The organism is Pseudomonas arabinosi, from assembly GCF_047758675.1.
GTDB lineage: Bacteria > Pseudomonadota > Gammaproteobacteria > Pseudomonadales > Pseudomonadaceae > Aquipseudomonas > Aquipseudomonas arabinosi.
Genome location: NZ_CP180480.1, coordinates 6,559,466 through 6,584,566, shown reverse-complemented (window position 1 = coordinate 6,584,566; position 25,101 = coordinate 6,559,466). Strand labels below are relative to the sequence as shown.

At 59.5% G+C, this 25,101-nt stretch carries 21 protein-coding genes; 7 read left to right on the top strand and 14 right to left on the bottom strand.

Annotated features, from left to right (window positions below; genetic code table 11):
- Nucleotides 1-77: 77 nt before the first annotated feature.
- Entirely contained in the window at nucleotides 78-968 is an 891-nt protein-coding gene (locus ACMXYJ_RS30585; RefSeq protein ID WP_415758127.1) for an alpha/beta fold hydrolase, read from the top strand.
- A gap of 115 nt (nucleotides 969-1,083) precedes the next feature.
- On the opposite strand, the gene ACMXYJ_RS30580 is transcribed toward ACMXYJ_RS30585, so the two are convergent.
- The gene (locus ACMXYJ_RS30580) at nucleotides 1,084-1,971 is read right to left on the bottom strand and encodes a DMT family transporter (RefSeq protein ID WP_415758126.1); all 888 of its coding nucleotides are present in this window, start codon (nucleotides 1,969-1,971) and stop codon (nucleotides 1,084-1,086) included.
- 96 nt (nucleotides 1,972-2,067) lie between these two features.
- Here ACMXYJ_RS30580 and ACMXYJ_RS30575 point away from each other — a divergent pair, with 96 nt between their 5' ends.
- From ACMXYJ_RS30575 to ACMXYJ_RS30565, 3 genes are all read left to right on the top strand, one after another.
- On the top strand, nucleotides 2,068-2,862 hold the full coding sequence (locus ACMXYJ_RS30575; RefSeq protein WP_415758125.1) for an AraC family transcriptional regulator: 795 nt from the start codon (nucleotides 2,068-2,070) through the stop codon (nucleotides 2,860-2,862).
- Nucleotides 2,863-2,926: 64 nt separating this feature from the next.
- Nucleotides 2,927-3,232: a PsiF family protein gene (locus ACMXYJ_RS30570; RefSeq protein WP_223433694.1), complete on the top strand. Its 306-nt coding sequence runs from the start codon at nucleotides 2,927-2,929 to the stop codon at nucleotides 3,230-3,232.
- Between the two features lie 235 nt (nucleotides 3,233-3,467).
- On the top strand, nucleotides 3,468-4,481 hold the full coding sequence (locus ACMXYJ_RS30565) for an AI-2E family transporter (RefSeq protein WP_415758124.1): 1,014 nt from the start codon (nucleotides 3,468-3,470) through the stop codon (nucleotides 4,479-4,481).
- Nucleotides 4,482-4,612: 131 nt separating this feature from the next.
- Here ACMXYJ_RS30565 and ACMXYJ_RS30560 read toward each other — a convergent pair whose 3' ends face one another.
- Nucleotides 4,613-5,887 carry an Hsp70 family protein gene (locus tag ACMXYJ_RS30560; protein WP_415758123.1) on the bottom strand — a complete coding sequence of 425 codons (1,275 nt, stop codon included), beginning with the start codon at nucleotides 5,885-5,887 and terminating at the stop codon, nucleotides 4,613-4,615.
- Between the two features lie 297 nt (nucleotides 5,888-6,184).
- On the opposite strand from ACMXYJ_RS30560, the gene ACMXYJ_RS30555 reads away from it, so the two are divergent.
- Both ACMXYJ_RS30555 and ACMXYJ_RS30550 read left to right on the top strand, forming a co-directional pair.
- Nucleotides 6,185-7,132 (top strand): DnaJ C-terminal domain-containing protein, encoded by a 948-nt coding sequence (locus ACMXYJ_RS30555; protein WP_415758122.1) that lies wholly within the window; start codon nucleotides 6,185-6,187, stop codon nucleotides 7,130-7,132.
- 23 nt (nucleotides 7,133-7,155) lie between these two features.
- The gene (locus ACMXYJ_RS30550; protein WP_415758121.1) at nucleotides 7,156-7,461 is read left to right on the top strand and encodes a chaperone modulator CbpM; all 306 of its coding nucleotides are present in this window, start codon (nucleotides 7,156-7,158) and stop codon (nucleotides 7,459-7,461) included.
- Nucleotides 7,462-7,466: 5 nt separating this feature from the next.
- Here ACMXYJ_RS30550 and ACMXYJ_RS30545 read toward each other — a convergent pair whose 3' ends face one another.
- Nucleotides 7,467-8,591 carry a sensor histidine kinase gene (locus ACMXYJ_RS30545; RefSeq protein WP_415758120.1) on the bottom strand — a complete coding sequence of 375 codons (1,125 nt, stop codon included), beginning with the start codon at nucleotides 8,589-8,591 and terminating at the stop codon, nucleotides 7,467-7,469.
- 295 nt (nucleotides 8,592-8,886) lie between these two features.
- Here ACMXYJ_RS30545 and ACMXYJ_RS30540 point away from each other — a divergent pair, with 295 nt between their 5' ends.
- Nucleotides 8,887-14,526: an NEL-type E3 ubiquitin ligase domain-containing protein gene (locus ACMXYJ_RS30540; protein WP_415758119.1), complete on the top strand. Its 5,640-nt coding sequence runs from the start codon at nucleotides 8,887-8,889 to the stop codon at nucleotides 14,524-14,526.
- Nucleotides 14,527-14,606: 80 nt separating this feature from the next.
- Here ACMXYJ_RS30540 and ureC read toward each other — a convergent pair whose 3' ends face one another.
- From ureC to urtA, 11 genes are all read right to left on the bottom strand, one after another.
- Nucleotides 14,607-16,307, bottom strand: coding sequence for an urease subunit alpha (gene ureC / locus ACMXYJ_RS30535; protein ID WP_415758118.1), 1,701 nt, complete (start codon nucleotides 16,305-16,307; stop codon nucleotides 14,607-14,609).
- A gap of 140 nt (nucleotides 16,308-16,447) precedes the next feature.
- Nucleotides 16,448-16,753 carry an urease subunit beta gene (locus ACMXYJ_RS30530; RefSeq protein ID WP_030128285.1) on the bottom strand — a complete coding sequence of 102 codons (306 nt, stop codon included), beginning with the start codon at nucleotides 16,751-16,753 and terminating at the stop codon, nucleotides 16,448-16,450.
- Nucleotides 16,753-17,286: a GNAT family N-acetyltransferase gene (locus ACMXYJ_RS30525; RefSeq protein ID WP_415758117.1), complete on the bottom strand. Its 534-nt coding sequence runs from the start codon at nucleotides 17,284-17,286 to the stop codon at nucleotides 16,753-16,755. Before ACMXYJ_RS30525 ends, ACMXYJ_RS30530 begins: the two co-directional genes overlap by 1 nt.
- Before the next feature lie 6 nt (nucleotides 17,287-17,292).
- Complete coding sequence (locus ACMXYJ_RS30520; RefSeq protein ID WP_415758116.1) at nucleotides 17,293-17,826, bottom strand: GNAT family N-acetyltransferase; 534 nt, start codon at nucleotides 17,824-17,826, stop codon at nucleotides 17,293-17,295.
- Between the two features lie 9 nt (nucleotides 17,827-17,835).
- The gene (gene ureA, locus ACMXYJ_RS30515) at nucleotides 17,836-18,138 is read right to left on the bottom strand and encodes an urease subunit gamma (protein ID WP_033055605.1); all 303 of its coding nucleotides are present in this window, start codon (nucleotides 18,136-18,138) and stop codon (nucleotides 17,836-17,838) included.
- A 72-nt stretch (nucleotides 18,139-18,210) separates the two neighbouring features.
- Nucleotides 18,211-19,050, bottom strand: coding sequence for an urease accessory protein UreD (locus tag ACMXYJ_RS30510; RefSeq protein ID WP_415758115.1), 840 nt, complete (start codon nucleotides 19,048-19,050; stop codon nucleotides 18,211-18,213).
- 43 nt (nucleotides 19,051-19,093) lie between these two features.
- Complete coding sequence (gene urtE, locus ACMXYJ_RS30505; RefSeq protein ID WP_056746278.1) at nucleotides 19,094-19,792, bottom strand: urea ABC transporter ATP-binding subunit UrtE; 699 nt, start codon at nucleotides 19,790-19,792, stop codon at nucleotides 19,094-19,096.
- Nucleotides 19,793-19,931: 139 nt separating this feature from the next.
- Nucleotides 19,932-20,804 carry an urea ABC transporter ATP-binding protein UrtD gene (gene urtD, locus ACMXYJ_RS30500; RefSeq protein WP_056746276.1) on the bottom strand — a complete coding sequence of 291 codons (873 nt, stop codon included), beginning with the start codon at nucleotides 20,802-20,804 and terminating at the stop codon, nucleotides 19,932-19,934.
- Entirely contained in the window at nucleotides 20,801-21,880 is a 1,080-nt protein-coding gene (gene urtC, locus ACMXYJ_RS30495) for an urea ABC transporter permease subunit UrtC (protein WP_415758114.1), read from the bottom strand. Before urtC ends, urtD begins: the two co-directional genes overlap by 4 nt.
- The gene (urtB, locus tag ACMXYJ_RS30490) at nucleotides 21,880-23,382 is read right to left on the bottom strand and encodes an urea ABC transporter permease subunit UrtB (protein ID WP_415758113.1); all 1,503 of its coding nucleotides are present in this window, start codon (nucleotides 23,380-23,382) and stop codon (nucleotides 21,880-21,882) included. The genes urtC and urtB overlap by 1 nt, the downstream gene beginning before the upstream one ends.
- 144 nt (nucleotides 23,383-23,526) lie before the next feature.
- Entirely contained in the window at nucleotides 23,527-24,792 is a 1,266-nt protein-coding gene (gene urtA, locus ACMXYJ_RS30485) for an urea ABC transporter substrate-binding protein (RefSeq protein ID WP_033055613.1), read from the bottom strand.
- Between the last annotated feature and the right edge of the window lie 309 nt (nucleotides 24,793-25,101).

Genomic DNA, 25,101 nt, shown 5'->3' with positions numbered 1-25,101 from the left:
CATCTTCGATGCCGATGCTTGGCTGATGTCTTGCATTCAGCCTGGCGTCACCTCACCGATCACAAGGACGTTCGCCCATGTCGCAAGGTTCCGCCACGCGTTACCCGTTGGTGCTGGTCCCGGGAATGCTCGGGTTTATCCGTCTGCTGCTCTATCCGTATTGGTACGGGATCATCTCGGCGTTGCGCCGGGGTGGGGCGACGGTGATTGCGGTGCAGGTCTCACCGATCAACTCCTGCGAAGTGCGCGGCGAGCAACTGCTGGCGCGAATCGAGGAAATCCTGCGGGAAACCGGGGCCGAGAAAGTCAACCTGATCGGCCACAGCCAAGGGGCGCTGACCGCCCGCTATGCCGCGGCCAAACGCCCGGATCGGGTCGCCTCGGTCACCTCGGTGGCCGGGCCCAATCACGGCTCGGAGTTGGCGGATTACCTGCATAAACACTACCCGGGAGACAGCGCCAAGGGGCGTTTGCTCAGCGTTTTGCTGCGCTGGATCAGTGCGCTGATGAGCCTGCTGGAAACCGGTTATCGCGGACCGAAATTACCGGTGGATATCCATGCCTCCCATCATTCACTGACGACGGAAGGCGTGGCGCTGTTCAACCAGCGTTATCCACAGGGCTTGCCTGAAACCTGGGGCGGACATGGGCCGGAAGAGGTCAACGGCGTGCGGTATTACTCCTGGTCCGGGACCTTGCAGCCGGGCAAGACCGATCGCGGGCGAAACCTGTTTGATGGGACCAACCGCAGTTGTCGGTTGTTTGCCAGAACCTTCGTTCGGGAGGTCGGGCATTGCGACGGGATGGTCGGACGTTACAGCTCGCATCTGGGGACAGTGATTGGTGACGAGTATCCGATGGATCACTTCGACATCGTCAATCAGTCGTTGGGGCTGGTGGGGAAGGGCGCGGAGCCGGTGCGGTTGTTTGTCGAGCACGCTGCCCGATTGAAAGCCGCCGGGGTTTAGCCGCCAATTAGACCGTGTCATCGTTCTTCGTCGGAACGCCGCCCGGAGCAAGCCCGCTCCCACAGGGGAATGCATTCCAAAATGTGGGAGCGGGCTTGCTCGCGAAAGCGTCAGATCAAACGACGCAAGTCTTACGGCCCAACACGGTGGTCCAGCGCTCCGAAAGAATCACCCCACCCAACGTCAACATCCCGCCCACCAGGTGATACATCGCCAACTGCTCATGCAGCACCACCGCCGCAATCAGCGCAGTAATCAACGGCAGCAGATTGAAAAACAACGTGGTCCGGCTCGGGCCCAGGCGCACCACGGCCTGCATCCACGCCAATGGCGCAACCATCGAGGCCAGCAGGCAGGCATAAAGCACCAGCGGAATGTTCTGCAGCGTCGGGCCGATCTTCGGTGAAGCGAGGAACAGCGGAAACAGCACCGCCACCGCCACCCATACCTGCAAGTACAGCAACACCAGCGGCGGCAAACGCAGCTGCCACTTTTTCAGCAGCGTGCTGTAGATCGCGTAGGCCAGGGTGGCGATCAGCATCATCGCGTCACCCAGGTTCACGCCATGTTCCAGCAGTGCGCCAAGGCTGCCGGACGAGACGACCACCAAAACCCCCGCAAACGACAGCACCGCACCGGCCAGGGCCCCGATGGTCAGGCGCTGGCCGAGGCTGATGATCGCCATGGCCAGCGACATCAGTGGCATCAGCGACAGGATGATGCCCATGTTGGTGGCCGAGGTCAGGCTCGCTGCGAAGTACGCCAGGCTTTGGTAAACAGCCATGCCGAGCACGCCGAGCACAAAGATCTTGCCCAGGTTCGGGCGGATCGCTGGCCAATGGGCGATCACCGGTTTGAGCATGAAGGGTGTGAACAGCAGCCCGGCAAGCAGCCAGCGGTAAAAGCCGATCTCGGCGGGGAAGATCGCCCCGGCCGACATCTTGGTGATCACGGTGTTGCCGGCCCAAATGAAAATGGCCAGCAGGGGATAAGCGTATTGCATCAGAGAAAACCAGAACGTTAATGAGGGGCAATTATCCACTGTCTGGATACAAGCCTATACTTCGATCCAGACAACCTGCCCCTGATGACGGACAGCATGAACAGTAAACACATCGATCTGCTGGATTTCAGCGAACTGCCTGCCCCGGTGTACTTCCGGTATGCCGACTTTGATGCGCATCGTTATGCCTCGGCGCACCGTCATCCATGGGGCACGCTGGAGTATTCGGCCCACGGCGTATTGCACATGGAAATCGGCGGCAGCCGCTTCATGTCCCCGCCGCAATACGCGGTGTGGGTACCGCCGCAGACCGAGCACAGCTTCTACAGTCATCAGCCGATCAACTATCGCGCGGTCTGCCTGGCGCCGCCGATGTGCCACGACCTGCCGCAACAGGCCTGCACCCTGGCCATCAGCGACATCCTTAAAGCGATCCTCAAAGACTTCGCCACCCGGGATGTGAAAATTCCCGAGCACGAAGCCGACAAACGTCTCGCTCAGGTGTTGGTGGATCAGCTGCAACAGGCGCCCATCCACGAGTGCTATTTGCCCTACGCCAGCAGCCCCGGCTTGCTCGGGATACTCGAAGCCTTGCAGGCCGAGCCCGGTGATAACCGGCCCTTGGCGCAATGGGCTGCGCAGATCCATGTCAGCGAACGCACCCTGGCGCGGCGGTTCGTGCGTGAGTTGGGCATGAGTTTTGGTGAGTGGCGGCAGCGGTTGAGGTTTCTGGCGGCGATCGAAGCGCTGGACAGCCATCGCAGCATCCAGGAGATCGCGTTCGACATGGGCTACAGCACCGGATCAGCGTTTATCGCGATGTTTCAACGCCAGGCGCAGTGCACGCCGGAACAGTATCGACGCAGTCACCTTGAGACCAGGAAGGTGTAACAGGTGTTGTCTACACTCCAGAGCGAGGCCGTGCTCGTCAGTGCGGCAACAAGGAGAAAACTCCATGAAGATGTTGCGTGTCCCTTTGTTGATGATCGGTTTGCTGTTCTGCGCCCAGGGCTTTGCCGCCACCGAGCAACAGAACAAGATGACCACCTGCAATGCTGACGCTACCGCGAAAACCCTCAAGGGAGACGAACGCAAAGCCTTCATGAGCAATTGCCTCAAAGCTGCACCCGCCGCCGATGCCGCCAAACCCCTGACACCTCAGCAAGAGAAAATGAAAACCTGCAACGCCGATGCCGCCACTCAGGCCCTTAAAGGCGACGCGCGCAAAACCTTCATGAGTGATTGTCTGAAGAAAAAATAAACATTGGGCTGGAAGATGTGGGGGTGTGAGGGCCTCATCGCGAGCAAGCTCGCTCCCACATTAGTCCTGCGAACGCAGGTCCATTGTGGGAGCGAGCCTGCTCGCGATGGGGCCAATAAGCTCACTGCAAAAAGTCGCCAGCACCCCCACTAAGGTCGACCTACACAATCCCTAGTGCTGGCATCGGAACGCTGGCAGACTGCCAATCCTTTTACGCCGTTCGTTTTGAGGCTGTATGCCAACGTTTTCTCAACGCCAAGTCTTGTTGTCAGTCAGTTGGGTCATCATCTTTGGTGGTTTGTTGCTGGTGATCCCGCTGCGATTACTGCCGAGTTTGCTGGCCGGGCTGCTGGTGTTCGAACTGGTCAACATGCTCACCCCGCAATTGCAGCGGCTGATCGAAGGTCGGCGTGCGCGATGGCTGGCGGTGGCGTTGTTGGGGACGCTGGTGGTCAGTGTGTTGTCGCTGATCTTTGCCGGTGCCTTCAGCTTTCTGCTGCATGAAGCGGAAAACCCCGGCGCTTCTCTCGACAAATTCATGGGTGTGGTTGATCGGGCGCGCGGGCAACTGCCGCCGTTCATCGACGCCTATCTGCCCGCCAGCGCCGCCGAGTTCCGCGTGGCGATTGGCGAGTGGGTGAGCAAGCACCTCAGCGACTTGCAACTGGTGGGCAAGGACGCGGCGCACATGTTTGTGACGCTGCTGATCGGCATGGTGCTGGGGGCGATCATTGCCTTGCAGCGCGTGCCGGACGTGACCAAGCGCAAGCCATTGGCCGCCGCACTGTTCGACCGCTTGCACCTGCTGGTCCAGGCGTTTCGCAACATCGTGTTCGCCCAGATCAAGATTTCCCTGCTCAACACCTTCTTTACCGGGATTTTCCTGGCGGTGGTCCTGCCGATGTTCGGGATCAAGCTGCCACTGACCAAAACCCTGATCGTGCTGACGTTCCTGCTCGGCCTGCTTCCGGTGATCGGCAACCTGATGTCGAACACCCTGATCACCATCGTCGGCTTGTCGCTGTCGATCTGGGTGGCCGTGGCGGCGCTGGGTTACCTGATTGTTATCCACAAGCTCGAATACTTTCTCAACGCGCGCATCGTTGGCGGGCAGATCAGTGCCAAGTCGTGGGAGTTGCTGCTGGCGATGCTGGTGTTCGAGGCCGCGTTCGGCCTGCCGGGGGTGGTGGCGGGGCCGATTTATTACGCGTACCTGAAGAGTGAGTTGAAGCAGGTGGGAATGGTTTAACGACCACCCGATCGTTCCCACGCTCTGCGTGGGAATGCATCCCGTGACGCTCCGCGTCACAGCTTCAACAGCGGACGCAGAGCGTCCATGGCGGCATTCCCACGCAGAGCGTGGGAACGATCACAGCAGGATCAATCCATCGTGCCGTAGCGCTTCATCGCTTCAATCGCCAAGCCACTGCCGATGCTGCCGAAGATGTTCCCTTCCACATGCCGCGCATTCGGCAACATCGCCGAAACGCTGTTGCGCAGAGCCGGAATTCCGCTCGAGCCGCCGGTGAAGAACACCGTATCCACCTGATCAACCCGCACGTTGGCGTCGTTCAGCAGCTGGGTAACGCTGTTGCGCACGCGCTCCAGCAAGTTGTCGATGGCCGATTCGAACAGTGCCCGGCTCAACTCCACGCTCAAACCCGGCTCGATGCGGTCCAGCGGCACATGGCGGCTGTCGGCATGGGTCAGCTGGATCTTGGTTTCTTCAACTTCCATCGCCAGCCAGTGGCCGGCGCGCTGGTCGATCAGCTTGAACAGGCGATCGATGCCGCCGGTGTCTTCGATGTCGTAGCGCATGCTGCCCAGCGCCAGGGTCGACTTTTGCGAGTACACCGAGTTGATGGTGTGCCAGGTCGCCAGGTTCATGTGGTGGCTGGTCGGCATGTAGGCGCCGCTCTTCATCCGGCTGCCGTAGCCAAACAGCGGCATCAGGCCTTGCAGGCTCAGCTGCTTGTCGAAATCGGTCCCGCCGATGTGCACGCCGCCGGTAGCGAGGATGTCGTCGTGACGATGGTCGTGGGTACGGCGTTCAGGGGACAGGCGCACCAGCGAGAAGTCTGACGTACCACCGCCGATGTCGACGATCAGTACCAGCTCTTCTTTTTCGATGGTCGACTCATAGTCGAAGGCCGCCGCAATCGGTTCGTACTGGAACGAAACGTCCTTGAAGCCGATGGCGCGGGCCACGTCCACCAAGGTGTTTTCGGCTTCCTGGTCGGCCAACTCATCGTCATCGACGAAGAACACCGGACGGCCGAGCACCACTTCATCGAACTCGCGACCGGCGGCGGTCTCGGCGCGCTTCTTCAACTGGCCGATGAACAAACCGAGCAGGTCCTTGAACGGCATTGCCGTGCCGAGGACGCTGGTGTCGTGCTTGATCAGCTTGGAGCCCAGCAGGCTCTTGAGCGAGCGCATCAGCCGGCCTTCATAGCCTTCCAGGTACTCGTGCAGCGCCAGCCGGCCGTACACCGGGCGGCGTTCTTCCATGTTGAAGAAGACCACCGAAGGCAGGGTGATCTTGTCGTCCTCCAGCGCGATCAGCGTTTCCATGCCGGGGCGCAGCCAGCCGACGGTGGAGTTGGACGTGCCGAAGTCGATACCACAGGCACGGGCTGGAGATGCGTTTTTCATGTCTTTCGAGTTCCGGTTAAAAAACGGCCGCGCAGTGTATGCCAGTGCGGCGCAGATTCGAAGGCCGACTATCTGCTAAATCAACACGAATAGCGCCTTGATAAGCTGGCCCTATGCCCCAAACTTGTCTGCATCGACCCTGGCAGCCATTCGGCGGTCGCAAGAACTGCCCACCGCTGCCGATAAATTTCTGATGCGCTACCCGGTCACAATCTTGAGATCGGTCAACCTGGCGGCTGCCAATGAGCGCATGCTGCCGGTAGTGGCGCGATATCGATAACGGATGGTGATCCTTAGATGGACTTCAAAGACTATTACAAGATTCTCGGTGTGGAACCGACCGCGGACGATAAGACGATCAAGGCCGCCTATCGCAAGCTGGCGCGCAAGTATCACCCGGACGTCAGCAAGGAAAAGGACGCCGAGTCCAAATTCAAGGACGCCTCGGAAGCCTATGAAGCGCTGAAAAGCGCCGACAAGCGGGCCGAATACGACGACTTGCGCAAATACGGCCAGCACGGCCAACCGTTCCAGGGCCCGCCGGGTTGGCAGGGGCGTGGCGCAGGCGGTTTCGGCGGTGGTCAGGATACGGGCGATTTTTCGGACTTCTTCAGTTCGATTTTCGGTAACCGTGGCCCTGGATTTGGTGGTGGACAGTCGGGCCGTAGCGCCGGACGTCGAGGGCAAGACGTGGAAATGGAACTCGGGATTTTTCTGGAAGAAACCCTCTCGAACGAATCGAAGAAGGTCACCTTCCAGGTGCCGCAGTACAACGCTGCCGGCCAGCATGTCAGCAACACCAGCAAAAGTCTGAACGTGAAGATCCCGGCCGGCGTGGCCGACGGCGAGCGCATCCGCCTCAAGGGCCAGGGTGCACCGGGCACGGGTGGCGGGGCCAATGGCGACTTGTTCCTGATCATTCGCTTTGTGCCGCACCCCAAATTCGACGTCGAAGGCGAGAACCTGATCATTACCTTGCCGCTGGCTCCGTGGGAGTTGGCATTGGGTACTGAAGTGGCAGTGCCTACATTGACAGGCAAGATCAACCTCAAGATTCCGGCCGGCAGTCAGAATGGCCAGCGCATGCGGGCCAAGGGCCACGGTTTGCTGAACAAGGCCGGTCATCGTGGTTATCTGTTTGTACAGCTCAAGGCCGTCATGCCTAAAACCTCGGACGACGAGGTGAAGGCGTTGTGGCAGGAACTGGCGGAAAAAGCGGCTTTTAACCCCAGAGAAAACTTCTGATCCAAGAGACGGAGTAGCCCATCATGAGCAACCCCCTGATCGTTCAACTGGACATGGCAGAATTCTGTGAGGCGACCGACCTGTCGGACGTCTACGTGATCGAGATCGTCGAACACGGCATCCTCGAACCTCAGGGCAAGCAGCCCAAGGATTGGCGTTTCAACGATTATGAGCTGGCACTGGCCAAGCGTGCCGCCAAGCTGCGGCACGATCTGGAGCTGGAATGGGAAGGCGTCGCCCTGGCGCTGGACCTGCTTGAAGAGGTCCAGCAACTGCGGGCCGAGAACCGCATGCTCAAGCAGCGGTTGGCTCGGTTGGTGGTCGAGTAGGCCGATCACGCCTGGCGTGGCAACACCACGGTAAACAACGTGCCATCGGCCTCGTTCGAGCTGACCTCGATCGTCCCGGAATGGGCGTTGACCACTTCCTTGACGATAAACAGGCCCAAACCGAGGCTGGTGGATGGCTGGCCGAGTTCTTCGTCGGCGCTGCGCACCAGTGGATCGAAGATTGTGCCGATAGCGTCCTCGGGAATCGGCGCTCCGTAGTTATGCACCGTGAGGCGAACCGCGTCAGGTTCGCCACTGAGGGTGACTGTCACGTCACGCTTGTTCAGACCATGCTGCAACGCATTGCCGATCAGGTTCTGCAGCAGTTGGTCCAGCCGCCCGGCATCCCACACACCTCGGGTGTCTCCCGTTACGTTCAGCGTTGGATCGCATTCCGGGTTGCCGGCGCAGGCTTGGGCAATCGCTTCATGCGCGGCGTCGGCCAGGTCCATCGGCATCGGTTCGATCGGCAGGCTCTTGCCCAAGCGGCTGCGCACCAGTTCCAGCAAATCGCTGACCATCACCGCCATGTGCCGCGCACTGCGCTTGATGTTGATCGCGTAGGTCAGCGCGTCGTCTTCGAGCGTGGTTTTGCGCAGCAGCATTTCAGTGGACATGCTCACCGCTTGCAGTGGCGCTCGCAGGTCATGGCCAAGAATCGCCAGGAACATGTCCCGCGAGCGATTGACCTGTTCGGCATAAGCCGCGGTGGATTCGGCAAGCGCTTCGTCGATGGCTTCGTTGAAGCGGATCATGTCTTGAAAGTATTGAAGATCCGGAGACTCGAGGCTGTCGACCCACAGGCGAATCACGCAGGCCCGCAAGTGGCGGAACTCGGAGGTCATCTGCACCAGATCGAAGCCGACGGTGTGGCGCAGTTCACCATGGCTGGCGGCGGCAATGTCCAGGCTCGGGGTTTTCTCCGGGCCTTCTCCCTTGGCTTTGGCCGCTTGTTCGCTGGCGGTCTGGGCCTTGCGCATATCCGATGCCGAGGCCAGCAGCATTGACTTCGCGTGATCGCGCAATGTCGCGCGATTCAGTGACGGGTCGGCACTGATGCTTTCGGCGAATTTTTCCCATTCATCAACGATGCGATCCACATGCTGCACGATGAATTCAGACAAACGCATGTCCGGTACCTGACTCTGGGAGTGATTGCGAGGAAGTGTGGTACATCCTGGCACCTTTGGATAGGCAGTGATCGAAACGGGCTGCAGAATCAGTGGGGGTGGGTGCGGTATATAGTTGTTTTTGTATCTTTAATAATTGAGCTGTTGGCAACTTTATTTCGATTTAGTCAGCAGGTTTTTGATTTATATTTTTTCCATCCTGAACAGTAATCTAGATTTTCCTTTACTTGGTTTTGGATGGTTTGGCATGTTTGGTGAAAACGTATCGCTGTCAATTTTAAATAATGATAAATCATTGCGTAATGATAATGGTGTGCACTATGAGCGGATCAAGGCGCTTATTCCTGACGCAATAAAGCAGGCTCCGATGCATCGCCTGGCGTCGTTGAAAAAAGAAGTGGCGATTGCGGAAAGTTACCGGTCGCTGAGCCCTGGCGACCGGACCCTGTTGAAACAAAGTTTACTGACCCACTGGCAATTGCAAGGCGTGCTCGACTCAACCCTGAAGGGTCTTGAGCAAGACATCCAGGGGTTTGCCCGGCCGCTGCTGGCGCAAGCGATCAAGAGCGAATTGGGTGTGGACCTGGACGTCGATACGACAACGCTCAAGCTGTATGTGCCCGACAAAATCATTTTCGGCATCGACCGTGGCGCCAGTCGCGCCCGGCATACGTCATTGCTCGAGGCTGCGTTGCATAACTTCGAAGAGCCGGAAACCGAGGATGACGCCTTCCGCACCGGCTCCGGCGTTTATACCCCTGACGAGACGGGAGCCCCCAGGCTTCATACTGTCACCACCGGGCAATTCACGGCCCTGTGTCGCAAGCTGGATATCGGCGCGCAATACCAGGCACACATCAAGGCGTTGCTGACCCCTTCCGACGAGAAGGAGAAGGAGGCGCTGAGGCAGCAATCGATTGCCGTTGAAAACTCGGCCCTTGAAGTGGCCGTGGCGATTGCAGGCATGACCTCGGACATTGGCCGCCACGGTCAGGCTGTTCTCAAGGATGTGCTCAGCGGTAAAAAAGATATCCAATACAATGGTCAACCTTTGCACGCACACCGATTAAGTCTGTTCGGCTTGAAGTTGTCGGGCGTTGTACTGTTCAGCGCTGTTGCGCAAAAGAATGAAATACAAAAGTTCTTGCTGGGCTTTCTTCCGGAAGAACTTCAATTCCTGTTTGACTGGTCCAGGCGGATACCCGGACTTAACGACAATCTTTATGAAAAATATAAAGTGGTCAGTGATGTTTTCGCCAATGGCCCTGGTGCCGTCACCGAAGAAGTTTCACGCCGTAACGATTTCTACGATCAAAGCCGTTTAACCGGGCCGCTGATTGCTTATGTACCCGATGACCCGGTTCATCTCTTGAAGGAATACGCCTCGCTGACCGTGTTCATGAAAGAGCTGATCACCCAACTGCTGGACAATTCCTATCAGCAGTATTTCAGTCGATTCGTGGCGCAAAAGGACAAGCCGAAGTTCTTCAAGCGGGTCAACGAGCGGCTCAAGGAAATCACCTGGCATCAACGAGAACCGCTGAGCATGGGCCCTTGGTGGCGGGAAACGCCTGTCGAGAACCCCGATGCCGAACCGATCACCGTGCCGATCGCGGTCAATCTCTGGGAGTATCTGTATCGCGAGAAACGCGACAAGGCCATTGCCGATGCCCGGCTCATTGCCGTCCCCACGGGCGATGAGGATGCCAAAACCCGCTGGAACAGGCTGGTCGGTTATCTGGACATCGGCTGGAACATCTTCAACTTCGGCGTGATGCTGGTGCCGGGCATGGGCGAAGTGGTGCTGGGCGTGATGGTCGCGCAATTGATGGCGGAATTCGCCGAGGGCATCGAGGACTGGAGCAAAGGGGACAAGGACGAAGCCTCTGCCCACATCAACAGCGTGATCATCAACTTCGCCCAACTGGCGATGATGAGCGCGGGCCATATATTGCCCAGCGGTGCTGCTGCGATCAAACCGTCGCCGTTTGTCGATAACCTCAAGCCTGTTTCGATGCCTGATGGCGCCACGCGCCTGTGGAACCCGGATCTCACGGTGTACGAGCACAAAACTCCGCTACCGAAGGGCTCCAGACCCGATGATCTGGGATTGCACCAGCATCAAGGCAAGCAAGTGCTGCGACTGGAGGACAAGCAGTACGTGGTGAAAGAGGATGCACAAACCAGTCGACATCACCTGCAACACCCGACCCGGGCCGACGCCTATGCGCCGCTGGTCGAACACAATTCGGCGGGCGCCTGGAAGACCGAACTGGAGCGCCCCATCGACTGGCAAAAGGCACAACTGCTGCGGCGGCTCAATCCGCTGGCCAGCACGTTCAGTGAAACAACCCTGGAGCAGGTACTGAACGTCAGCGGTATCGAAGAGGATGTGTTGCGCCGGCTCCACGTCGAACACGAACTGCCGCCGCCGCTGCTGACCGATACCCTCAACCGTTTCGATCTCTACGCCAGGACCCGTCAACTTGGCGATCAGGTTCGCAACGGCGTCATCGACGAAAACCTCGCCGGTTATCTGCCCGGCCTGATGACGGAGCTGCCACGTTGGCCTGAGTCCAGGGCCATCACTCTTTACGATCCGCTACCGGCCGGCCGCGAGTCGGTTACGTATGGCAACGCGAGTGCGACACCCGCCAACACGCTGACGGTGACGCTGGATGAACTCAAGGCCGGCAAACTGGAGAGTCGGGTGCTCGAGTCCCTCGACGAGCCCGAAACAGAAGGGTTGCTCGGAAATGCCATTTCCACCGACAAGGCTGTGCGCCTCAAGGCGTTGCGCGAAGAATTGGCCGCGCGGGCAGACAAACGCAAGGCACGGATTTTTGAGTCTCAGTACAAGGGCTCGGATGAATCGAGCGATGCCCAGGTGGGCAGGTTGCAGGGCGATTACCCCGATTTACCAAAAAACGTGGTCGAGCAGTTGCTGAAGGACGCTGACCCGCAAGACCTGCGCTTCCTCAAGGAGAAAGGGCGGACTCCGTTGAAGCTACGCCAGCAAATTCGCGTGGCACGCAATAAGGTGCGCCTGACCCGCGCTTACGAAGGCCTTTATCTGGATCAGTTGGAGAACGTCGATACCCGTCGGCTGGAGCTATGTTCGGTGCAGAACCTGCCGGGCTGGTCACCGAACGTGCGCATCGAAATCCGTGAGTTGTCCTTCACCGGCAAAGTGCAGGCCAGCGTTGGTCCGGAGGGGGCGTCGATCCGCAAAGTCCTGATCCTCGATGAGGACGGCCGCTACAACGCACGCGATGAAACAGAGCAACATCTGCACGGTGCCGACGATTTCTACAGTTCGCTGCTGCATGCCCTGCCCGATGCAGAGCGCCAGGCGCTGGGCTATGAGGTCTTCGAGGGGGACAAGCTGCGCGCAGCGGTGCAGCGTTCGCCACTGGCTCATGAGCCATTCGAACAGGTCTTGCTGGACAACCCGGTGCGTAAACCCGCTTACGACCCAGAGCACATGCGCCTGCGCGGCGGTATGCAAGGTTATCCGCTACGCCGGCCGGGTTGGCGTGCACTTCAAGAGCGACTGAGTTCGTTGTATTCCACCTTTACCGAAGAAGAGGTTGAGTCGACGCTCAACGGATTTGGTGTGGGGATGGCCGAACAGCGCGTGACGGCACTCGAAGATGAATTCAACGCGTTAAATCGCTCGTTTCAGCGCTGGATGAACTCGCCTACGCAAGCGTTCCGGTTCAGCCCGCAGGGCGTAGCGGAGTGGGAGTCGCGAAACAAGGTCTACAAAACGATTCGCCAATGCTGGCAGCGAACCGGACCTCAAGGGATTGAAGCGCACGGGGTTATCCGGCCGCAAGCATTGATCCTGGATGGCTCGCCCCTGGATCAACACCTGTCTGGCATGCCCCTGCTCAGCGCCAATAATTTTGACCATGTCACCGTTTTAAGCTTGCGCAAGGGGCGGTTGCTCACTCGCCAGCAACACTTTCTGGCGCCGTTCCGCCAGTTGCGTCGGTTGAACATGACTGGAAACCGCTTGGGCAATGCACGTCAACCCATTTGGGATACGGTCGAAGACGAATTCGGCTCCGAACCCTTTTTCAAGGAAGTGAGAAAGCTGACCCAGTCGGCCGATTTCAAAGCGACCGATGTGAGTTACAAAACCGATCTCACCGCCAAGGTCTGGCGCATGCTCAAGGCCATGGAAGAAAACACCGCACTGCGCGAGAAAATCTTCGGCGAGGCGGTGGTCTCCACAACGTGCGCCGATGCGGGGGCGCAGTTTTTCAATGCCATGGGCGTGGAAGTGCTGGTGCACGAAGCGTATTCCCTGGCCAGCACCGACCTGGTCGAGGCCGAGCTGGTATCGCTGGCCCGTGGCAAATCGCGGCTCGACGAGCTGGGTGCGATTGCCCGTCGGCGAGTCGCGGATCGACTGCAAGCGGGGGAGACCTTCCGCCGACAGAACGGGGACGTTGTCACGGGCACCATCGACGAAGTGGAAGTGCACCTGGCCTACATGACGGACCTGGCGGAGCGGCTGGATCTGCCTTGGCAGTCCCGTGGCATGTTGTTCAGGAACCGTATTCAACTGACCGGCGAGACCGCTCAGCTATTAGCGGGCCGGACCACACTCCGAGTGTTGAATCTGGGTTCCAATCCCTTGCGCAGGCTGCCGGACTTCAGCCAGATGACCGATATGCGCTCTCTCTATCTGGCCTCCGGCGAAATTGATACGTGGCCAACGGGGCTGGGCGGGCAGCCTCTGCTGGATACTATTTATCTAAGGGATAACCAATTCACGGTATTGCCTGAGTCAATCGTCAATCCTGCTGCAGGCCAGCTGGAGCGCGTTGCACGTCTTAACAACATGACTTACATCGACGGCAATCCACTGACACCAGCCACTCAGCAGCAACTGAACCAGTACTGGGCCAGAATCGAGCGAGAGCGGCCGGATCTGCTGGTGTTGAGGAAACCGGGGGCCTTCGAATATCGCGCCCCAAGGGTGCCGGCAGAGCGCGTGATATTGCGCAGCCGCGAACAAACGGGGCTTCAGCGCTGGAGCCAGGACATGGCCGCCGACCAGCTCACGACCAGACAGAACCAATGGCAGACCTTGTTCCGGGCGCCGGGCTCTGACGGCTTCTTCCGGGTGCTCAATGACCTTGAAGGTGCCGCGGCGGGGCATGAGGACCTTCAGCAGCGAGTGTGGGCGGTCATCGACGCCATTACCGAAGCCAAACCTGAGTCCGAAACACTGCGCGAGGAAATGTTCGACTGGGCAGGCCGACCAGCCTGTTGTGATCGTGCGGCTTTGTCGTTCAGCAATCTGGAAATCATGGCCATGGTTTACCGAGCCAATGCACTGGAGGCGGGCGGGGAAAATGCCGCGTCGCTGCTGAAGTTGTCCCGAGGTCTGTTCCGACTGGAGGAAGTGGAAAAAATCGCCCTGGCAGATATCACGCGTCGCACCGCCGCAATCAACAACACCGTAGGTTTGTCGGCGGAACTCAAGGCTGAGCGAATTGCGTCTCTGGAAGACGTCGAAATAAAACTGGCCTACCGCTACGGCCTCAAGGATCGGCTCAAGTTACCGGGGCAGCCTCAGCGGGTCAGGTTTACCGGCATGGCCGAGGTGAAACCCGAGATGTTGCAGCAGGCTTATGCCAAGGTGGTGGCCCTGGACGGTTCACCCGAGGAGTTTCAGTCGCTGGTTGACAAGGAGTTCTGGAAAAACTTTCTGACCAAATCCTATCGGCCACAATTTGAAAGCCTGCGAGAGCCTTACGTGGTTCGGCAGGAAGCCCTTCGGGACAGGCATATGGCTGGAGAGCTGACAGAGTCGCAATACCTGTCGCAATCCGAAGACCTGCATGCCCAGTTGCAGATCGAGGAAGCCGGGTTGATCAGCAAACTGACACGGGCGGAACGGGTCAAACATCCATTCTGAGCGTGTTGATCAGTCTTTGACTGGATAAACAAAGGCCTGGAAACGTGAAAGCGTCTCCAGGCCTTTTCATGTTGCGCGGTTCAGAACAGAAAGTACCGCTGCGCCATCGGCAAGGTTTCCGCCGGTTCACACCACAGCAACACGCCATCGGCCTTGACCTGATAGGTCTGCGGATCGACATCAATGTTCGGTAGGTAATCGTTGTGAATCAGGTCGGTTTTCTGCACTTCTCGGCAACCTTTGACCACGGCGATTTTCTTTTTCAGGCCCAAGACTTCGGGCAATCCGGCCTCCTGCGCTGCCTGGCTGATAAAGGTCAGGCTGGTGGCATGCAGCGAACCACCGTAGCTGGCGAACATCGGACGGTAATGCACCGGTTGCGGTGTCGGGATCGACGCATTGGCATCGCCCATCAGGCTGGCCGCGATGGCGCCGCCCTTGAGAATCAGCGTCGGCTTGACCCCGAAAAACGCCGGGCGCCAGAGCACCAGATCGGCCCATTTTCCCACCTCGACCGAGCCCACTTCATGGCTGATGCCATGGGTGATCGCCGGGTTGATGGTGTATTTGGCGATGTAGCGTTTGGCGCGGAAGTTGTCGTTGCCTTCGCCATCACCGGGCAGCGGGCCGCGCTGCTTTTTCATCTTGTCGGCGGTTTGCCAGGTGCGTGTGATGACTTCACCGACCCGGCCCATGGCCTGGCTGTCGGAGCTGATCATCGAGAACGCGCCGAGGTCGTGGAGGATGTCTTCGGCGGCGATGGTTTCACGACGGATACGGCTTTCGGCGAAGGCCACGTCTTCGGCAATGCTTGGGTCCAGGTGATGGCAGACCATCAGCATGTCGAGGTGTTCGTCGATGGTGTTGCGGGTGAACGGCCGGGTCGGGTTGGTGGAGCTCGGCAGCACGTTGGCAAACCCGCAGGCCTTGATGATGTCCGGGGCATGACCGCCGCCCGCGCCTTCGGTGTGATAGGTGTGGATGGTGCGGCCCTTGAAGGCGGCGAGGGTGGTTTCGACGAAGCCCGATTCGTTGAGGGTGTCGGTGTGGATCGCCACTTGTACGTCGTACTGGTCGGCGACGTTCAGGCAGTTGTCGATGCTCGCCGGGGTGGTGCCCCAGTCTTCGTGCAACTTCAGGCCGATGGCACCGGCCTTGACCTGCTCGATCAGCGGTTCCGGCAGGCTGGCGTTGCCCTTGCCGGTGAAACCGATGTTCATCGGGAATGCGTCTGCGGCTTGAAGCATGCGCGCCAGGTGCCACGGGCCGGAGGTGCAGGTGGTGGCGTTGGTCCCGGTGGCCGGGCCGGTGCCGCCGCCGATCATGGTGGTGACGCCGCTCATCAATGCTTCTTCGATCTGCTGCGGGCAAATGAAATGGATGTGCGTGTCGATACCGCCGGCGGTGAGGATCATGCCTTCACCGGCGATGACTTCGGTGCTGGCGCCGACTGCGATGGTCACGTTCGGCTGGATGTCCGGGTTGCCGGCCTTGCCGATGGCGGCGATGCGCCCGTCCTTGAGGCCGACGTCGGCTTTGACGATGCCCCAGTGGTCGATGATCAGGGCGTTGGTGATCAGTGTGTCGACGACCTCTGCGGCGAGTAACTGGCTTTGACCCTGGCCATCGCGGATGACTTTGCCGCCGCCGAATTTCACTTCTTCGCCGTAGGTGGTGAAGTCTTTCTCGACTTCGATCCACAGTTCAGTGTCGGCCAGACGGACCTTGTCACCGACGGTGGGGCCGAACATGTCGGCGTAGGCTTGTCTTGAGATTTTCATGCGCTTGCCTTGGGATTCAATTGTGTTTGAGACCGCTCGCATAGCTCGCTAATCGCGAGCAAGCTCGCTCCCACAGTTGACCGCGTTCCCCTGTGGGAGCGAGCTTGCTCGCGATGGGGCCAGAGCCGGCACTGCATTACTTACAGGTCACCCATGATCCTGCCGGCAAACCCGAACACCCGGCGATGCCCGGCCAGGTCTACCAACTCGACCTCGCGGCTCTGTCCCGGCTCGAAGCGCACGGCGGTGCCGGCGGGGATGTTCAGGCGCATGCCGCGGCTGGCGGCGCGGTCGAAGGTCAGGGCGTCGTTGGTTTCGAAAAAGTGATAGTGCGAGCCGACCTGGATTGGGCGGTCGCCGCTGTTGGCCACTTTCAGGCTGAGGGTGCGGCGGCCAACGTTGAGTTCGATGTCACCGGGCTGAATCTGGTATTCACCAGGAATCATCAATGGGCTCCTTGGAGAATCTTGTAGTAGAGGGCGGTCGGTTTGTAGCGACCGCTCGGGTCGCAGGCATAGTCGGGGATTTCGCCAGCGCGGGTGTAACCCAGGGCTTTGTAGAAGTCTTCGGCAGGGGAGCCGGCCTCGGTGTCGAGGAAGAGCATGCCGCGCTTGTGCTGGAGGGCGGCCGTTTCCAGCGCACTCATCAACTGCTGGCCCAGACCCCGACGACGTGCATGTTCACGCACCAGCAGTTTTTGCACTTCGGCGCGGTTCAGTCCATTGGCCTTCTGGCACAGGGTCAGTTGCACACTGGCCTGCACTTGCTCGTCCTTGACCACCACCCACAGCAGCACGTTGCCCTTGTTCAGGTTCTCCTGAACATCATCGAAATAGGCTCGGGCCTGGGTGGCGTCAAGATTGGCCATGAACCCGACGCTGGCGCCATAGCCGACGGCGTCGAGCAGCAGATCAATCAAACCCTGACGATAGTGCGCAAAGCTTTCAACATTGACGCGGCGCAGTTGGGCGGCGTTCATGGCAAATTACTCCTTGTTGGCAGTCGGCGGCTCCGCGCCAGGATTGAGGGTCAGTTGCATAAAAGTCAGGTCGAGCCAGCGACCGAACTTGGTGCCCACCTGAGGCATCTGGCCGGTCGTCACGAAACCGGTTCGTTCATGCAGGCGAATAGACGCGGCGTTACCGCTTTCGATGGCGGCGACCATCACATGTTTGTCGCAGCCTTTGGCGCGCTCGATCAGCGCGATCATCAATTGCGGGCCCAGACCATTGCCACGCTGGTCGTTGCGCACGTAAACCGAGTGCTCGACGGTGTGGCGGAAGCCGTCGAACGGCCGCCAGTCACCGAATGAAGCGTAGCCCAGTACCGTGTTGTCGCCGTCGACGATCACCAGAATCGGGTAACCCTGGGATTGGCGGGCGCTGAACCAGGCCTGGCGGTTACCCAGGTCCACGGTCTGTTCGTTCCAGATGGCCGTGGTGTTGAGCACGGCGTCGTTGTAGATGTCGCGAATCGCCGGCAGGTCGGCGTGCGCTGCATCGCGGATGTGGTAAGTCATGGCGCGGCCTCAGGCGATCGGTTGGTGAACGGTGACCAGTTTGGTGCCGTCGGGAAAGGTCGCTTCGACCTGGATCTCCGGGATCATTTCCGGGATGCCTTCCATCACTTGTTCGCGGCTGAGCAGGGTGGTGCCGAAATGCATCAGCTCGGCCACGGTCCGGCCGTCACGCGCGCCTTCGAGCAGTGCGGCAGAAATGTAGGCCATGGCTTCCGGGTAGTTGAGTTTCACGCCGCGCGCCAAACGCCGCTCGGCCACGAGGCCGGCGGTGAAGATCAACAGCTTGTCTTTTTCGCGTGGGGTCAGGTCCATCGTTTGGAGTCCATCTGGGCAGATAAAAAGGTATTCGGATCTGTAAACACAAAACCCCTGTGGGAGCGCATTTCAGGTGCTCCATATTCTTGGGGGGACGGCTTCGCGGCCAAGTAACGCAGGCCTCAGCAATCGCCACAAATCAATCAGCCAGCCCCGCGCCAGCAGCGCTTCACTGGCCAGACATCGTGCGACTAAAAGCCCCGGTAACTGAGTCAGATCCCCGCGCACGTCATGGGGCAGTGAACGGCATTTCTCCAGTAAATCGCTATCGATGTCGCCGGTCACCAACAGGGTCGCAAACACCGGTTGCCCATCCAGGCCAATCGGTGAATCAAGCAAACCATCGCCTCCGACAATGCGCTGGCGTTCATGCCAGAGCAACTGGCCGTCGCGGCGGATATCCAGTTGCGCCTGAAAATGCCCGAGGTCGAAACGCTCGCCACTGGCCGGGCGACCTAGCGCCACCACATCCCAGTAAAACAACCGCGCGTCGCCTTCCAGATCAATCGAAGTGCTGAGTTCAGCCTGGGCGGCACTGAAAATGATTGTCTCTTGTGGCAACCATTCCAGTGTCGCACCGCTCGCTACTTTCAAATCCAGCTGCTGATAAGCGGGTCCCGCTGCGCGATACCACTTGGCCGCACCGGGGCTGGTGATTTGCGCCCAGGCATCACGGCCGACACTGGCCGAGATATCCAGCCGATCGCCACCGGCAATCCCTCCCGGCGGGTGCACGATGATGTGCTGGCAAACTTCCGGCCCTTCGGCATACAGATGTTTCTGCACCCGCAGCGGGCCTTTGTGACGGCGCTGAACCGGACGGGTGCTGTCGCCGAATCGGGCGTAGCCGAGTTCCAGCTCGGCGTGCCAGCTCGGCGTAAACAGGGCAGTGGGAACAGGTAAATTCATGGCTTCTAATTATCGTTAGGACGCTACAGATTAGATCGTAGCCTTATATCGTAACCAGACCGCGAACACCCTCGGCCTCCATATTTTCTCCGCGACCCTGTTGCACGATTTCGCCCCGGGACATCACCAGGTACTGATCGGCCAGTTCGGCGGCGAAATCGTAGAACTGCTCCACCAGCAAAATCGCCATATCACCACGGGCCGCAAGCTTCTTGATCACCGCGCCGATTTCCTTGATCACCGATGGCTGGATGCCTTCGGTGGGCTCGTCGAGAATCAGCAAGCGTGGCCGGCTGGCCAACGCTCGGCCGATTGCCAGTTGCTGCTGCTGGCCACCGGACAAGTCACCGCCGCGCCGCTGCTTCATCTGCAGCAGCACCGGAAACAGTTCGTAGATGAACGCCGGGACTTCCTTGGCTTCAGCGCCGGGAAATCGCGACAGGCCCATCAACAGGTTTTCTTCCACGGTCAGCCGGCCGAAAATTTCCCGACCCTGAGGCACGTAAGCGATTCCGGCATGAACCCGCTGGTGTGGCTTGAACGCGGTGATCGGTTTGCCTTCCCAGTTCACCGCGCCTTCTTTGGCCGGCAACAAACCCATCAGGCACTTGAGCAGAGTGGTCTTGCCCACGCCGTTGCGCCCGAGCAGGCAGGTGACTTCGCCGACCTTCACCTCAAACGTCAGGCCCCGCAGGATGTGGCTACCGCCGTAATACTGGTGCAGCTTGTCGACTTGCAGCATTTTCAAATTCCTTCTGTTGCACACAGAACCCTGTGGGAGCGAGCCTGCTCGCGATAGCGGTGGGTCTGTCGACATTGATGTTGAATATGAAGCCGTCATCGCGAGCAGGCTCGCTCCCACATTGGAATGTGTTTGCAATCTAACGACCGAGATAAACCTCGATCACGCGCTCGTTGTCCTGCACCTGTTCCAGCGACCCTTCGGCCAGCACGCTGCCCTGGTGCAACACGGTGACGTGGTCGGCGATGGAGCCGACGAAGCCCATGTCGTGTTCCACCACCATCAGCGAATGCTTGCCCGCCAGGCTCTTGAACAGTTCGGCGGTGAATTCGGTTTCGGCGTCGGTCATGCCCGCCACCGGCTCGTCGAGCAGCAGCAGTTGCGGGTCCTGCATCAGCAACATGCCGATTTCCAGAAACTGCTTCTGACCATGGGACAACAAACCGGCCGGACGATTGACCGAAGTGGTCAGGCGAATGGTCTCCAACACTTCGCTGATGCGATCTTTCTGTTCGCCACTCAGGCGAGCCCGCAAGCTGGCCCACACCGACTTGTCGGTTTTTTGCGCCAGCTCCAGGTTTTCAAAAACGCTCAAGGCTTCGAACACGGTCGGCTTCTGGAACTTGCGACCGATGCCGGCCTGGGCGATTTGCACTTCGCTCATCTGCGTCAGGTCGAGGGTTTCACCGAACCAGGCCTTGCCGTGACTCGGACGAGTCTTGCCGGTGATCACATCCATCAGCGTGGTCTTGCCCGCGCCGTTGGGGCCGATGATGCAGCGCAATTCGCCGACGCCGATGTACAGGTTCAGATCGTTCAGCGCCTTGAAACCATCGAAGCTGACGCTGATGTCTTCAAGCGTCAGGATCGTGCCGTGGCGGGTGTTCAGACCGGGGCCGACGCGCTGGCCGAGGCCGATGGCGTCACGGCTGCTGCCAGCGTCCCTGTTGGGTTCCAGTGGTGGAAAAAACGCAGGTTCGAGCATGAATTCAGCCGTTGCAGTGACTCTCATTGTTCACCCCTTTTCTTCAGCAGACCGATCACGCCTTTGGGCAGGTACAGGGTCACGACGATGAACAGCGCGCCGAGGAAGAACAGCCAGTATTCCGGGAAAGCCACGGTGAACCAGCTCTTCATTCCGTTGACCACACCGGCACCGAGCAGCGGACCGATCAGCGTGCCGCGACCACCCAGCGCCACCCAAACCGCGGCCTCGATGGAGTTGGTCGGTGACATTTCACTCGGGTTGATGATCCCGACTTGCGGCACATACAACGCACCGGCCAGGCCGCACAACACCGCGCTCAACACCCAGACAAACAGCTTGAAACCGCGCGGATCGTAACCGCAGAACATCAGGCGGTTTTCCGCATCCCGCAGCGCGGTCAGCACCCGGCCAAACTTGCTCTGCGCCAGGCGCCAGCCGATGAACAGGCTTGCCACCAACAACACCACCGTGGCGAAAAACAGCACGGCGCGAGTCCCCGGTTCAGTAATGCCAAACCCGAGAATGGTGCGGAAGTTGGTGAAGCCATTGTTGCCGCCAAACCCGGTTTCGTTGCGGAAGAACAGCAGCATCCCGGCGAAGGTCAGGGCCTGGGTCATGATCGAGAAATACACGCCCTTGATTCGCGAGCGGAAGGCGAAGAAGCCGAACACCAGCGCCAACAACCCCGGCGCCAACACCACCAGACACATCGACCAGAGGAAACTGCTGGTGCCGGTCCAGTACCACGGCAATTCAGTCCACGACAGGAAGGTCATGAACGCCGGCAAACCATCGCCCGAGGCCTGGCGCATCAGGTACATGCCCATCGCATAACCTCCGAGGGCGAAGAACAAGCCGTGGCCGAGGGACAACAGTCCGGCGTAACCCCAAACCAGATCGAGGGCCAGCGCGACAATCGCGTAGCAAAGAATCTTGCCCACCAGCGTCAACGTGTAAGCCGAGACGTGAAACGCGCTGTCCGGCGACAACAACGACAGCAACGGCAACGCCAGCAACAGAGCGAGGATTACTACGCCGATGGCAATCGTGACTTTGGGGCCGGCCTTTTGCGTGGCCGTGAGCATCAGGGGCTGGTTCATCAGTCGATCACCCGTCCTTTCAGTGCGAAGAGGCCTTGCGGACGTTTCTGGATGAACAGAATGATCAGCGCGAGGATCAGGATCTTGCCGAGCACGGCACCGATCTGCGGTTCGAGAATTTTGTTGGCGATACCGAGGCCGAACGCGGCGAACACACTGCCGGCCAATTGGCCGACACCGCCGAGCACCACCACCAGGAACGAGTCGATGATGTAGCTCTGGCCCAGGTCCGGGCCGACGTTACCGATCTGGCTGAGGGCTACGCCACCGAGCCCGGCAATGCCTGAGCCGAGGCCGAAGGCGAGCATGTCCACGCGCCCGGTCGGCACGCCGCAGCACGCGGCCATGTTGCGGTTTTGGGTAACGGCGCGAACGTTCAAACCCAGGCGAGTCTTGTTCAGCAGCAGCCAGGTGAGCACCACCACAAACAGCGCGAAGGCGATGATCACGATGCGGTTGTACGGCAGCACCAGGTTGGGCAGCACTTGAATCCCGCCCGACAACCAGGCCGGGTTGGCCACTTCGACGTTCTGCGCACCGAACATCAACCGGACAAGCTGAATCAGCATCAGGCTGATGCCCCACGTGGCGAGCAGGGTTTCCAATGGACGGCCATAGAGGTGACGAATCACCGTGCGCTCCAGCGCCATGCCGATGGCGGCAGTCACGAAAAACGCCACCGGCAAGGCGATCAGCGGGTAGAACTCGATGGCTTGCGGGGCGAAGCGCTGGAACATCAGCTGCACCACGTACGTCGAGTACGCGCCGAGCATCAGCATCTCGCCGTGGGCCATGTTGATCACGCCGAGCAGGCCGAAAGTGATCGCCAGACCGAGTGCGGCCAGCAACAGAATAGAACCCAGCGACATGCCGCTGAAGGCCTGGCCGAGGATCTCGCCGATCAGCAATTTGCGTTTGACTTGAGCGAGGCTTGTTTCGGCAGCGGTGCGCACGCCGGCGTCGGCTTCGACACCGGGTTGCAGCAAGCTTTCGAGGCGCGTGCGGGCCAGCGGATCACCGGTTTCACCGAGCAGACGCACAGCGGCGAGGCGTACGGCCGGGTCGGTGTCCACCAGTTGCAGGTTGGCCAGGGCCAGGCTTAAAGCGGCGTGAACGCTTTCATCTTTTTCGCCAGCGAGTTGCTGGTCGAGGAATTTCAGCTGCGCGGGTTTGGCGCTTTTCTGCAATTGCTGCGCGGCGACCAGACGGGTTTTGGCGTCGGTGGCGAGCAATTGGTGACTGGCCATAGCGGTTTCGATCAGACCCCGCAGGCGGTTGTTCAGGCGCAGGGTTTTGGCTTGGCCGTCGACGGTCAACTCGCCTTGCTGCAGGGCGTTGATCAGCTCGATACGGGCCGGATCGGGCTGCGCGGCCCAGGTTTCCAGAAGTTTTGCTTGTTGCACGGGATTGGCCGCGACGAAGTCTTCGGCGTCGCCGGAATGCGCGGCCATCGGCAATAGCAGCGCGAGGGCGAGGAGTAGACGGTAAAGGGCAGTGGGCATGTCATTGGCCTTACGTATTTGATCGTTCCCACGCTCCGCGTGGGAATGCCTCACCGGACGCTCCGCGTCCGCTTTTGGGACGCGGAGCGTCCCAGGCTGCATTCCCACGCAGAGCGTGGGAACGATCAGGCTGTGCGGGGTTACTCAGTTGCTCTTCACCGCATAATCCGGTTTCTTGTCGTTACCCGAGATGAACGGGCTCCACGGTTCGGCACGGATCGGCCCTTCGGTCTGCCACACCACGTTGAACTGACCGTCCGCCTGAATCTCGCCGATCATCACGGGCTTGTGCAGGTGGTGGTTGGTCTTGTCCATGGTCAGCGTGTAACCCGACGGCGCGGCAAAGGTCTGGCCAGCGAGGGCTTCGCGGACTTTATCGACGTCAGTGGACTTGGCCTTCTCAGCCGCTTGCGCCCACATGTGAATGCCCACGTACGTGGCTTCCATCGGGTCGTTGGTCACCGCTTTGTCGGCGCCCGGCAGGTTGTGTTTCTTGGCGTAGGCTTTCCAGTCGGCGACGAATTTCTTGTTCGCCGGATTCTCGACCGATTCAAAGTAGTTCCATGCCGCGAGGTTGCCCACCAGTGGCTTGGTATCGATACCGCGCAGCTCTTCTTCGCCGACCGAGAACGCCACGACCGGAACGTCGGTGGCTTTCAAACCCTGGTTGGCCAGCTCTTTATAGAACGGCACGTTGGAGTCGCCGTTGACCGTGGAGATGACCGCTGTCTTGCCACCGGCCGAGAATTTCTTGATGTTGGCCACGATGGTTTGATAGTCGCTGTGGCCGAACGGGGTGTAGACCTCTTCGATGTCCTTGTCCGCCACACCTTTGGAGTGCAGGAACGAGCGCAGGATTTTGTTGGTGGTGCGCGGGTAGACGTAGTCGGTGCCCAGCAGGAAGTAACGCTTGGCGCTCCCGCCTTCTTCGCTCATCAGGTATTCCACCGCCGGGATCGCCTGCTGGTTCGGCGCCGCGCCGGTGTAGAACACGTTCGGCGACATCTCTTCACCTTCGTACTGCACCGGGTAAAACAGCAGGCCGTTGAGCTCTTCGAACACCGGCAACACCGATTTACGCGACACCGACGTCCAGCAACCGAACACCACGGCAACCTTGTCCTGAGTCAGCAGTTGACGGCCCTTTTCAGCGAACAGCGGCCAGTTCGATGCCGGGTCGACGACCACAGGCTCCAGCATTTTGCCGTTCACGCCGCCCTTGGCGTTGATCTCATCGATGGTCATCAGCGCCATGTCTTTGAGCGACGTTTCGGAGATCGCCATGGTGCCGGACAACGAATGCAGGATACCGACCTTGATGGTCTCGGCGGCCTGGAGGCTCCAGGTCATGCCCATCGCGGCAATCGATGCCGATAATGTGAAAGCCTTGATCAAGCTGCGACGCTTCATTGTGCGATCTCCATGAACTTATGAATTTTCTTGGTGGCAGATGCGGACTACTGAAAGGTCTTTAGCAAGGGCTGTGCCTGGTCGGCAAAAGGCAGGGAAATGTCGTATTAGAGCGGTTGCGCGGTTTGGGCGACGCACCATGAAGGATCGCGCCTGGCGCGTTGGTGCGAAGAGGTGCGCCACATTGGGGCGCAGACCTGTAGGAGCTGTCGAGTGAAACGAGGCTGCGATCTTTTGATCTTGAAAAACCGAGGTCAAAGGATCGCAGCCTCGTTTCACTCGACAGCTCCTACAGGGGGGGATATCCGG